Genomic DNA, 11,574 nt, shown 5'->3' with positions numbered 1-11,574 from the left:
TTTTAGAGCCCGGCCTGTCGGCCGACCCAGTCGGCGAAGCGGATTTCGCCGAGCCGCGGGTGGTTGCCGGGGGTCAGCGACCGGTCATCGAGCAACGCGCCGAAATAACGAGCGTGCACATCGGGAACGACCTTTCGATCATCCTTTGTCGCCCGCAGGAAATGCCTGACGACCTCATCGAGCGGCATGGCTTCCGGTCCGGCGACCTCGATCGTTCCATTGACCGGCGCCGCGACCGCGATATCGGCGAGCACCGCGGCGACGTCGTCGGACGCGATGGGCTGGAACAGCGCCGGAGAAAGTCGAACCTCGCCGTCCACCATCGCCGACTGCGCAATGCCGCCGACGAATTCAAAAAACTGCGTTGCCCGCAGGATGGTGTAGGGAGTGCCGGATGCCTTGATGAGGTTCTCCTGCGCGACCTTCGCTCGAAAATAGCCGTTGTCGGGCAACCGTTCGCTGCCGACGATCGAGAGCGCGATGTGGTGGCGAACGCCGGCCGCAGCTTCCGCCGCCAAGAGGTTGCGCCCCGACGTCTCAAAGAATTCGAGAACAGCCTTGTCGTCCCAAACGGGAGCGTTGGCGACATCGACGACGACATCCGTGCGATCCATCGCTGCAGCCAGGCCTTCACGCGTGATCGTATTGACGCCCGTGTTCGGTGCGGCCGCAAGCACGTCATGGCCACGCGCGCGCAGGCTCTTCACAAGTTTCGATCCGATAAGGCCGGTGCCTCCGATGACGACGATCTTCATGGGTTCACTCTGCTTTTTCTCGGTTGCACCATTGCTGCCGATGTGTGCCGAGTGTGTACGTGCGCGCCGAAGAAGTCCTTGGACCCGTCTTGAATTATCCTTGAGAATAGCTTGATTGTCCGTCCAAGCGATTGTGTGATCGCAACGCAATGCCTTGAGCACGCGCTTTCGTGGTTCAAGGGTAGGTAGGCCAGGAGGCTGCGGTGCAATTCAAGTTTGCGGGCTATCTGCTTCATTCGGAACGCCGGGAATTGACCCTGCGTGGGCAGGTGGTCGCCGTCGGCCCGCAAGTCTTCGACCTGTTGCTGCACCTCCTCGAAAACCGCGACAGGGTCGTCGGCAAGGATGACCTGCTGCGCGCCGTCTGGGGCGGCCGCATCGTGTCGGAATCGACGATCACCAGCCACATAAACGCCGTTCGAAAGGCCATCGGCGATAGCGGCGAAGAACAGCATCTGCTGCGCACCGTCGCCCGCAAGGGCTTCCGCTTCGTCGGTGATGTCAGCCTCGTCGACGATGGCACCGACGCCCCTGCGCAGGGTCTGGGCATCGTCGATGGCAGTCCTGGTGAAGCGCGCGTGCCGACGCCGGCGCTCCCCTTGCCCGAAAAACCCTCGATAACGGTCTTGCCCTTCCAGAACCTCAGCGGCGATCCGGAGCAGGAGTATTTTACCGACGGCGTGGTAGAGGAGATCATCACCGCACTCTCGCGGCTCCGCTGGCTGTTCGTCATCGCACGCAATTCGAGCTTTACCTACAAGGACCGGACCGTGGAGGCAGCCGAGGTCGGCCGCGAGCTTGGCGTGCGCTACGTTTTGGAGGGAAGCGTGCGCAAATCGGGAAACAAGGTCCGCATCACCGGACAGCTCGTCGACGCCACGACCGGAGCGCATCTCTGGGCCGAGCGCTTCGAAGGCACGTTCGACGACATTTTCGAGCTGCAGGACGGGATAGCCGAGAGCGTCGTCGGCGCGATCTCGCCGCAGCTCGAGCGGATCGAGATCGAACGCGCCAAGCGCAAACCGACCGAAAGCCTCGACGCCTACGACTACTATCTTCGCGGCATGGCAAAACTGCACAGCGGCACCCGCGAGGCGCTCGAAACCGCGCTGCCTCTCTTCTACAAGGCGATCGCGCTCGACGACGAGTTTGCCTCCGCCTATGCCGGCGCCGCCTGGTGCTTCTTCTGGCGCAAGCTCAACGGCTGGATGACCGACCGCACGGCAGAGATCGCCGAGGGGGCGCGGCTGGCACGGCTCGCGGTTGAGCTTGGCCGGGACGACGCTGTGGCGCTCACGAGAGGCGGCCACGCGCTTGGCCATCTCGCCGACGATCTCGACGCCGGCATCGCGTTGATCGACAGGGCCCGGCTGCTCAATCCGAACTTCGCACTCGCGTGGTTCCTGGGTGGCGTGCTTCGCGTATTTCGGGGTGAGACGGAGAGTGCGATCAAGGATCTCGCCCATGCCGTTCGCCTGAGCCCGCTCGATCCGGAGATGTTCCGCATGCAGACGGGAACGGCAATTGCGCATTTCTTTTCCGGAAACTACGACGATGCGCTGGTCTGGGCCGAGAAGGCACTTGCGAACCTGCCGACCCTGCTCGCCGCCGTCGCACTTGCCGCGGCCAGTCATGCGCTTGCGGGACGTCCTGAAGAGGCAAGACGGTACATGCAGCGCCTGCAGCGGCTAGATCCGGCCCTGTGCGTTTCCAATCTGCGCGATTGGCTGCCGATCCATCGACCGGACGATTTCAAGCGGTTTGCCGACGGCTTGCGGCTCGCAGGATTGCCGGAATGACCTTCGCCGCTCGTGGAGCGTATTGAGCGCTTCTGCAATTGTCGGGAACCTCGACCCCGACGGGTTGGTGATGTCACGACCGATCGACGCCCGCCTGCGCATAACGACGGAGGTTAAGCGATCGCCTTGACCGCCGAAACTCTATGCATGTTTGCGGAGACCCTACCCGCTCCATCCATCGCTAGCCCATACTCAGGTGTAGCTCGACCGCCGGAAAACCCGAACCTAGACTCCGCGATGTAACCCTGACCGGCACATTTCAACCGCGAAGACAGGAGCACATCATGTCGAATGCACAATCAAGTTCCCGAAAGATCGCCCCGCAGGAAAGACTTGCAGCAGAAGAGCTGGTTCCGTCACGCTATGCGGTAAAGGTCGGTGACGTCGACGTCCTGGTCATCAGCGATGGCATCTTGACCCCACCGGCCGAGTCGATGGCCACCAACGCCGACCCCGAGGTGCGCGGTGCGTGGCTGGACGACAGGTTTCTGTCAAAGGTTGCCTTCGACTGGGCGCTGAACGCCGTTGTCGTGCGCAGCGGCGACCAGACGATCCTCATCGACAGCGGCCTCGGCGAGGAGTATCCCGATTTCCCGCGGGCCGGACAGTTCGTCCATCGACTGGAGGCCGCCGGCGTCGATCTTGCGGCCGTGACCGACGTGGTGCTGACGCACATGCACTTCGACCATGTCGGTGGGCTGCTGGTCGAAGGCGTCAAGGAGCGCATGCGCCCGGACCTTCGCGTCCACGTGTGCGCCGCCGAGACCAAATTCTGGCAGGCGCCCGACTTCTCGCTTACCTCCATGCCGCCGGCGCTCGCAGACCTGGCGCGCAAGGCATCCCTTGAATTCATGTACGCGTATCGCAGCCATCTGCGGACTTTCGACGAAGAGGCCCAAGTGGCGCCGGGAGTGGTGGTGACCCGTACCGGCGGTCACACCCCGGGGCACAGCGTGGTCCGCATTTCGTCCGGCGGCGAGCGACTGATGTTCGGCGGCGACGCCCTGTTCCCCGTCTCCTTCGACCATCCCGAGTGGCACAACGGCTTCGAACACGACCCCGAGGAGGCGACACGGGTGCGACTGCGGCTTATGAAAGAACTTGCCGAGACCGGCTCCTGGCTGGTTTCCACGCACATGCCGTTCCCATCGGTCGGTCGTGTAGCAGCCGCCGGCAACCTTTATCGCTGGGTTCCGGCCTGGTGGGACTACTAGCCGACGACGTCCGTCGGGAGCGAACAGACGACTGCTCTGGGTGAGAACAACCGGTCGATTGCTGCCCACGGCGCGCCGTGCGGTATCAATCGGCCGTTTGCCTGTCTTATGGCACCGTTGGCACAACACCGCCATCCCGCGCGAAAGGGCCGACGCGTCGATCGTCAGAGACTATGCAGAAGGCCATGGGATTAGAGCAGAATACCGAGCCCCCTGAGCAGATGCTGCACTGGCTTGCGACAGGCACATGCGAAAGCCCTTGGGAAAGAAGGTTCTTGCCGAACTCTGCGGCTGCTCGTGCGCTGCGGAGTCGCGCTGAGCAGAGCGACGCTTCATCTTCGTTTGCACCATCCGCAATGGCTGAGTACGCGCATGACCTAGGTGCGCGGACAATCGGTCGCGACGGTCCAGACCATCGCTTACGACGTCGAGGCAAGTGACGCTTTTCATCAATCCTCGGGCCGCCGCCAGCGGTCGCCGAAACCAAGGTATACCTTTCTCGTCATGCGCCAGGTGCTAGCGTCTTCACGTCGCATGCCGGCCGTTACTCCCGGAGAAACAGGGCTCCCTTGAGGGCGTCGAGACGGTCTTCCCGTAAACCGCGGCACCCCCGCAGGACCGCGTCTCGGGCGCTGAGCATTGCGGCTTGAACGCATCACTTCATACGGCACGACCAACACGGAAAGGAATGGCCATGACAGCCGAGCAACCCGGTCACGGATACGTAACCACAGAAGACTCGACCAGGATCTTTTACAAGGATTGGGGTCCGCGCGACGCGCAACCGATCGTGTTCCATCACGGCTGGCCATTGAGCGGCGATGACTGGGACAGCCAGATGCTCTTCTTCCTCGCAAGAGGCTATCGCGTCATTGCCCATGACCGTCGCGGCCATGGGCGATCGGAGCAGGTTAGCGGCGGCCATGACATGGATCACTATGCCGCCGACGTAGCCTCCCTCGTACGGCAGTTGGATTTGCGCAACGCGATCCACATCGGCCATTCGACGGGCGGTGGCGAAGCGACCCGGTACGTTGCCCGCCACGGCAAGGGGCGTGTGGCCAAGCTGGTCCTGATCGGCGCGGTGCCACCGCTGATGCTGAAGACCCCGAACAATCCCGAGGGGCTTCCGATCGAGGCGCTTGACGGCTACCGCGAGGCGCTTGCGGCCAACAGGGCGCAGTTCTATCACGACATCGCAAGCGGCCCCTTCTACGGCTACAACCGGCCTGGCGCCGCGCCGTCTGCGGCGGTCAGCCACAATTGGTGGCGACAGGGGATGATGGGGGCGGCCAACGCCCACTACCTCGGCGTAAAGGCCTTCTCGGAAACCGACTTTACCGAAGATCTCAAGGTGATCGACGTGCCGACGCTGGTGCTGCATGGCGATGACGACCAGGTGGTTCCGCTCGCGATATCCGCCCCTCGTTCCGCCCAGCTTCTGAAGAACTCCACCCTCAAGATTTACGAGGGCTTCCCTCACGGCATGGCGACCACGCACGCAGATGTCATCAACCGAGACATTCTCAGCTTCATCGCCAAGTAGCGTGCGGAAGGGCGCCTCCGGCGCCCTTCGTCGCCACACGGGGATCGGACACAGAACGGAATTTCGAGCGGCTGCGAAAGCCGCCGCCGATCTCGAAGCAAAGGCAAACCTTCGTTCTATAGTCAGCGACACCAGGTCGGATAAAATGGGCGGATGTTGGTTGTTGACGATCAAGGGAGCCAAGCGATGTCTGAATGCTCAAACCCCATCGAAGCGGCCACCGACGTGAGCGTGGTCCACATCATCGACGACGATGAACGGATTCGCTCGGCGCTGCTGGAACTCTTCTGTTCCTCAGGAATACAGGCCGAAGCGTTCGTCGACACAGCGGATTTCGACGAACGGGGCGATCCGCAGGCCGTCGGATGCCTGTTGCTCGATGTGAACCTGCCCGGTGTGAGCGGTATCGAGTATCAACGGAAACTGTCGGATGCTGGCTTCGACCTTCCGATCGTTTTCATGACCGGCAATGGAGACGTTCCGACGAGCGTCACGGCCATGAAGGCAGGAGCCGTCGATTTCCTGCTGAAACCCTTCGAGGCGGATGACCTGCTTTGTGCGGTCGCCACAGCTTTGGAAGAAGGGAAAAAGCTGCGGGAAGTGGCTGCAAGGAGAAAACATGCCCGCCAGTGCGCCGCCAGCCTCACCCCGCGAGAGAAGCAGGTCATGAAGCTTGTTACCGAAGGCCTCATGAACAAGCAGGCCGCCTACGAGCTGGGGATCAGTGAAATCATGGTCAAGCTTCATCGCGCAAGCGCGATGAAGAAGATGGAGGCCCGGACCTTCAGCGACCTCGTCAGGAAATCGGAACTGCTGCAGTGAAGTCGCGAGCGGAGGTAAACACGGCAATGCTCGACCGCATCTTTTTTCCGGCTGTCATCGCCGCAATGCGTGTCGGCACGTCACGTGTCCTCAACGAACAGCGCTCTAACGGACTTGACGGGCCAAACGAACGTATAGTGATGCGGCTGCGTGAAAGTCGTTAGGCTTCCATTATCATCCTTCGCCGGCGCCTTCGTTAGGAGGTGATGATCGGAGTGCCGCCGTCCCCTCCCCGCGGTACGACCGCCAAGGCCGGCACACCTAGGGGCCGTTTGCCTGAAGGCAGGCGGCCTCTCTTTCCCCAGCGAGGGTCGAAACCTGCGGGGCTCGTCCATTGCTCAATTCCGTCGCAGCTGTTCCGTCTTGCGCACGAGATCTGCCAACGAACGGCACTGCATCTTGCGCATGAGGCTCATCCGGTGGAGCTTCACGGTCATTTCGCTGATGCCGAGCTGGTAGGCGACCTGCTTGTTCATCAGGCCACTGACCACGGCAAACATCACCTCCTGCTCGCGCGGAGAAAGAGTATCCGCCAGCGCCTGGATCCGGTCGCGCTCCGCCTCGATTTTGCGGCGCTCGGCGTCGAGCCTTATGGCACGATCCACGGCCTCGAGAAGATCCTGGTCGGAGAAAGGCTTCGTGAGGAAGTCCATGGCGCCAGCTTTCATCGCCTTTACGCTTGTCGGAATGTCTGCGTGACCCGTCAGGAAGATGACAGGAAGCCTGCTCCCGGCAAGCAGCAGATGTTCCTGCAGGTCCAGGCCGGTACCACCCGGCATACGCAGATCGAGGACAAGGCAACCCGGCGCCCGAATGTCGGCAGCCTCCAGGAACTCCGGGCCGTTCGAGAAGGCGGTCGCCCGCTTTTGGGTCACCGTGAACAGATCGAGCAACGCTTCTCGCATCGCCTCGTCGTCGTCAACGACGTAGACGATGGGTTCGGCGGGCTCTTGCGTCTTGGTTTGAGCGTGTGGCATCAGATTGACCTCTGTTTCATCCCGCACGGATCATCGACACGACGAGCACGCGTCCGCCATGACGGTGCGCGTGCGAAATGACCGTCGGCTGGAGCGGCAACTCAGGTTCCATCGCGTCCCTCCATTTCTCGGTCGCCCAACGCGGCGGCGAGCGTGGACAGCAGAACCTGCGCGTCGAAAGGTTTTCTGAAGCAGCAAGTCCGGTCGCGCGCACTCAGCTGATCGGCGATCTCGTGGCGTCCGGTCATCAGGAAAACGGGGAGATTCGGCTCTTTCGTCTTGACCAGGTCCCTGAGCTCGAACCCGTCCATGCCGGGCATGCCGATATCCGTAATCAGCGCATCCAGACCCGGCAGCCCGGCGGACAGGAGCGATCGGCCGGACGAGAAGCTGCGGGCCGAGTAACCGGCCGACTCCAGCAGATCCTCCAGCGACTCCAGCAGTCTCGGATCGTCGTCGACGATCGCGACGACCTGCCGATGCGGCAAAGCCATCGATTTCACGCCTGTCTTGCGGGCATGTGTGATGGGTATCTTCAAGCGTTCGGCGATACGCACGAGGTCGGCAAAAGAGCCTGCCTTCATCTTCTGCATCACATTTCGCCGGTGGATCTGCAGGGTCACCTCGCTAATGCCGAGTTCTGCGGCCGCCTGCTTGTTGAGCAGCCCGCTGATGACCAACGGCAGCACCTCGCGCTCACGCGGTGTCAGATCAAGATAGCGTCGCCTCAGCTTTCCAAACTCCGCGCGCTCGGCTCGCCTCTTCTCGTCCTCGGCAATGGCCGCATGAATGGCGGCCATCAGATCCGCGTCGGTAAACGGCTTGGTCAAGAAGTCGACCGCGCCGTCCTTTATGGCCCGCACCGACGAACGGATGTCTCCATGACCGGTTATGAACACGATCGGCGGATGCTCCCCTGTTGCAATTTCGCTTTGGAGATCCAGACCGTTGATGTCCGGCAACTCGATATCCAGAAGCAGGCAGGCAGGCGCATCCGGTTTTTCCGAATTGACATAGTCTCCGGCCGAACCGAAGGCGATCGCCTGGATCCCGTGGGAGGCCAACAGCTCGCACAGTGCCTCACGGATCCGATTGTCGTCATCGACGATGAAAACTGTGTACTCGTCATTCGTCATGCCGCTGCTTCCACTTCGATCGGCAAGGTAAACGTGAAGGTTGCGCCTTTTGTTTCATTGTTTTGCGCCCATAGCCGCCCCCCGTGCGACTCGATGATCGAACGACAAATTGCCAGGCCCATCCCCATTCCGTTCACTTTCGTCGTAAAGAAGGATTCGAATATTCGTTCCGGAAACTCGACACCCGTGCCGTGGTCGCTGACCTCTGTCGCGACGAAATCCCCCACGCGACGGACCCGGACGCGAACGACGCGGTCGCGGACCGCAGCGTCCATCGCATCCATGCCGTTGCGAATGAGGTTCACCAGAACCTGTTGGATATGCACCTGGTCAACCGCAACGTAGGGAAGGGTTTTCTCGATATCGACGTCGACCCGAGCGCGACGGCGCATGGCCTCTTCCGCGATGAGGTGAACGGCTTCGGCAACGACGGTCACGAGATCGGTATCGCTTTGCGGCTCGACACGCTGCTTGAACAGGGCGCGAATGCGGCTAACGACTTCTGCGGCGGAGTTGGCGTCGCGGATAATGCGTTCGGCCGTGATCTTTGCCCGCTCGAGATTGGGTGGTTCGGCCAGCAACCAGCGGTGACAGGCATTGGAGTTGGCGACGATCGCTGCCAACGGTTGGTTGACCTCGTGGGCGATTGAGGCCGAGAGCTCCGCCAGGCTCGCCGACTGGCTGGCTCTGGAAAGCCTTTCCTGCGCAAGACGCAATTCGTTCTCTGTCTGCACCTCGCCGTCGATATCAAGGCAAATGACGTTCCATTGGATGATCTCGCCTTCCAGATTGCGCATGGCCGCCGCTCTGGTCTCGACCCAGCGATAAGCACCATCAAACCTGCGCAGACGGTGCTTGCGCGCATAGGGTTCGCCGGTCGCCAGGCAATGCGCATACCGCTCCTTGACGCCGGCGATATCGTCGGGATGCACCCCGGCATCGAGCGTCGCGTCCAGCCGTGACTTCCCGACGCCGTCCAGCTCTTCAAGATTATACCCGAGAAATTCCCGCAACTGCTGGCTGCGATAAACCGGCTCGCCGTTTGGCGAGGCACAGTCGATCATCGCCGGCAATGTTTCCACGAGTTGCCAAAGTGAGCGCTCGCGCTCGCGGAGCGTCTCCTCGACGCGCAACTGATCATCGATATCATGCGACAGGCCGTACCATTGCACGATCTGTCCATTTTCGTCGCGCAAGGGTTCCGCGCTGCTCTCAACCCAGCGATAGACGCCATCCGATCGACGCAGGCGGAACCGTTTTGAAAAAATCTCGCCCGTCGCAACAGAGTGTTTCAACGCCTCCTCAAGGCCGGATGCGTCGTCGGGATGGACGCCCCCCCGGAAGGCAGCGGCCAGGCGGCGTTTGTGTGGCGGATCGGAATTCGCCGCATCCAGACCGAGAAAGCGCATCAGCCGCTTGTTGAAGAACGTTGGCTCGCCCTGACGGTTCAAGCGCCAGAGCAGGCTTGGAACGATGTCGACGAGCTGTAGGAGTTCCCTTTCGCGTTCGCGCAACGCATTTTGCGCGCGCATCTCATCATCGATGTCGATCGAGATCGCATACCAGTTTACGATCGCGCCCTGCTGGTCGATCAGCGGCGCCGCACGTCCGTCGACCCAACGGTAGACGCCGTCGGAGCGGCGCAACCGGTATTTCATGCCGTAAGATTCGCCCGTCGCAACGGAATGGCGGACCGCTTCCAGGAGGCGAGCGGAGTCGTCCGGATGCACGAGCATTTCCATCGCCGTCGCCAGCCTGCTGTCAGCCAACGTTTCCAGGTGTGCCAGATCTTTCCACCCGTAGAAGTCAAGCAGACGCTTGTTGAAGAAGGTCGGTTCACCCTTGGGCGTCAGTCGGCGGATGTGGACCGGGACCATGTCGACAAGCTGCGAGAGTTCGAGCTCTCGGCCACGCAACGCCTCAACGGTCTTCTTGTAGACATCGATGTCGAGCGCTATGCCGAACCACCCGACGATGCGGCCTCGCGCGTCGCGCGCGGCCCGGGCGGCAGTCCTGGCCCAGACATAACTCCCGGACACGCGGCGGAAGCGAAACTCGACGTTGAAGTCATCGCCCGTTTCCAGGCATCGGTTCCATGCCGCCGCGATGCGCTCGTAATCGTCCGGATGCAGCAATTGCTTCCAGGCCGTGTAGCCTTCGTCAACCGAGACGTTCAGTTGCTCGGGAGTGACACCGAGCGAGTTCTGCGCAAATGGATGCAGGTAAATCCAGCGTCCACGCGCATCGAACGCCCAGCCGTTGCCGAATATGCTTTCGACAGCGCGCGCAGACCGCAACGGTTCTGGTTCGCCAGCGGTATCGGATGCCGCAACCATGTGGGGCTCGCGATCCGTCACCAACTCATCGATGTCGACGCTGACGCTGTACCCGGGCTCGGCGCGGGTTTCCGTCCACCGGTACTTGCCGTCGGGCTGCCGCTGTCTGTGCCTCGTGACCTGGGGAACGCCCGTCCAGAATGCACGCGCGGCGGCATGCGCCGCCGCAGTTCGGTCATCGGGGTGAATTTTGCTCAGCGAGCTTGGCAATTCCTGCACGGCCTGCTCCGCCATGTCGGCAAAACGAGCAGCGTCGGCGGACGTTTCGATGTCGATTATCGCGCCGTACCAGCCAAGGACGTGATCGTCACCGTTGCGCAAGGGCTGAGCAGACGTACGGCTCCAACCGTAAGCGCCGCTCGCGCGCAGAGTTCTGTGTTCGATGCTGAAATGCTGGCCGGTCTCAAGGCACGAGCGCCAGAGCGCGATTGACCGCTCGTAATCATCCGGATGGATCATACGCCTCCAGCCGAGCGGACCACCATCCGACTGCGAGCCGAACTCCTCGAGCGTAAGCGCCAACCGCGACAGCACCGCAGGGCTGACGCAGACGATCTCTCCGGCCGCATTCGCCGCCCAGGCGTTGCCGACCACACTTTCGATGATCCGCACCGCCTGCATTGCTTCCAGCCCGATTTCGTCAGGTGATCCGAACGCCTTCGTCATTGCCTTCTCCTGCAGGACGAGGAAAGCCACTATCAGCGCTCTGCATAGCAGTAATTCTCGAGATTCGGACTGCGCGAACCAGCCGCCATCCTATTCTCGCCGCGCCTCGCCTGCATCCTATGGAAATCTATGACAACTGGGCGGTATATTCTAAGCTGTACTTCAGCATAGGCGAGGAGTAGCACCCAGCCTCGCCTGCCAGCGTGCACCTCATGGACTTCCATAGGCTGCGGCGTGGCCGTGATTGCGATAGGGTTGAGGGAATGGCTGGTTCGCCCCGCCGGACTTCGTTTATAGTGGCTTGGTAGGGCCGACTGTGCCCA

8 protein-coding genes and 1 pseudogene are annotated in these 11,574 nt (G+C 61.8%); 4 read left to right on the top strand and 5 right to left on the bottom strand.

Translation table 11 applies throughout. The annotated features are described in order from the left end of the window. Positions 1-2: 2 nt before the first annotated feature. Entirely contained in the window at positions 3-755 is a 753-nt protein-coding gene (locus tag ACIQUG_RS20945; RefSeq protein ID WP_402323840.1) for an SDR family oxidoreductase, read from the bottom strand. Between the two features lie 203 nt (positions 756-958). Here ACIQUG_RS20945 and ACIQUG_RS20940 point away from each other — a divergent pair, with 203 nt between their 5' ends. From ACIQUG_RS20940 to ACIQUG_RS20925, 4 genes are all read left to right on the top strand, one after another. Next, entirely contained in the window at positions 959-2,554 is a 1,596-nt protein-coding gene (locus tag ACIQUG_RS20940) for a winged helix-turn-helix domain-containing tetratricopeptide repeat protein (protein WP_402323839.1), read from the top strand. A gap of 284 nt (positions 2,555-2,838) precedes the next feature. Then, complete coding sequence (locus tag ACIQUG_RS20935; RefSeq protein WP_402323837.1) at positions 2,839-3,768, top strand: MBL fold metallo-hydrolase; 930 nt, start codon at positions 2,839-2,841, stop codon at positions 3,766-3,768. A 694-nt stretch (positions 3,769-4,462) separates the two neighbouring features. Then, positions 4,463-5,314 carry an alpha/beta fold hydrolase gene (locus ACIQUG_RS20930; protein ID WP_402323836.1) on the top strand — a complete coding sequence of 284 codons (852 nt, stop codon included), beginning with the start codon at positions 4,463-4,465 and terminating at the stop codon, positions 5,312-5,314. 153 nt (positions 5,315-5,467) lie between these two features. Further along, a complete protein-coding gene (locus ACIQUG_RS20925; RefSeq protein WP_402323834.1) occupies positions 5,468-6,136 on the top strand; it encodes a response regulator transcription factor in 669 nt (222 codons plus the stop codon). Positions 6,137-6,474: 338 nt separating this feature from the next. On the opposite strand, the gene ACIQUG_RS20920 is transcribed toward ACIQUG_RS20925, so the two are convergent. From ACIQUG_RS20920 to ACIQUG_RS20905, 4 genes and pseudogenes are all read right to left on the bottom strand, one after another. Further along, the gene (locus ACIQUG_RS20920; RefSeq protein ID WP_402323833.1) at positions 6,475-7,113 is read right to left on the bottom strand and encodes a response regulator transcription factor; all 639 of its coding nucleotides are present in this window, start codon (positions 7,111-7,113) and stop codon (positions 6,475-6,477) included. A 101-nt stretch (positions 7,114-7,214) separates the two neighbouring features. After that, positions 7,215-7,640, bottom strand: coding sequence for a response regulator (locus ACIQUG_RS20915; protein ID WP_402324603.1), 426 nt, complete (start codon positions 7,638-7,640; stop codon positions 7,215-7,217). Continuing rightward, positions 7,617-8,249: pseudogene (locus ACIQUG_RS20910) on the bottom strand (response regulator transcription factor); the annotation flags it as partial. The gene ACIQUG_RS20915 and the pseudogene ACIQUG_RS20910, both read right to left, overlap by 24 nt. Next, positions 8,246-11,251 (bottom strand): PAS domain-containing protein, encoded by a 3,006-nt coding sequence (locus ACIQUG_RS20905; RefSeq protein WP_402323831.1) that lies wholly within the window; start codon positions 11,249-11,251, stop codon positions 8,246-8,248. The pseudogene ACIQUG_RS20910 and the gene ACIQUG_RS20905, both read right to left, overlap by 4 nt. Positions 11,252-11,574 lie beyond the last annotated feature (323 nt).

The sequence above is a fragment of the Ensifer sp. NPDC090286 genome (assembly GCF_044769565.1).
Taxonomy (GTDB): Bacteria; Pseudomonadota; Alphaproteobacteria; order Rhizobiales; family Rhizobiaceae; genus Ensifer.
The sequence above is the reverse complement of the archived record's forward strand: the minus strand, read 5'-3'. Positions and strand labels throughout refer to the sequence as shown.

Excerpts from the sequence above, each read along its gene's own strand:
- ACIQUG_RS20945 (WP_402323840.1), bottom strand. The coding sequence starts at position 755 with ATGAAGATCGTCGTCATCGGAGGCACCGGCCTTATCGGATCGAAACTT.
- ACIQUG_RS20935 (WP_402323837.1), top strand. The coding sequence starts at position 2,839 with ATGTCGAATGCACAATCAAGTTCCCGAAAGATCGCCCCGCAGGAAAGA.
- ACIQUG_RS20930 (WP_402323836.1), top strand. The coding sequence starts at position 4,463 with ATGACAGCCGAGCAACCCGGTCACGGATACGTAACCACAGAAGACTCG.
- ACIQUG_RS20925 (WP_402323834.1), top strand. The coding sequence starts at position 5,468 with ATGTTGGTTGTTGACGATCAAGGGAGCCAAGCGATGTCTGAATGCTCA.
- ACIQUG_RS20920 (WP_402323833.1), bottom strand. The coding sequence starts at position 7,113 with ATGCCACACGCTCAAACCAAGACGCAAGAGCCCGCCGAACCCATCGTC.
- ACIQUG_RS20905 (WP_402323831.1), bottom strand. The coding sequence starts at position 11,251 with ATGACGAAGGCGTTCGGATCACCTGACGAAATCGGGCTGGAAGCAATG.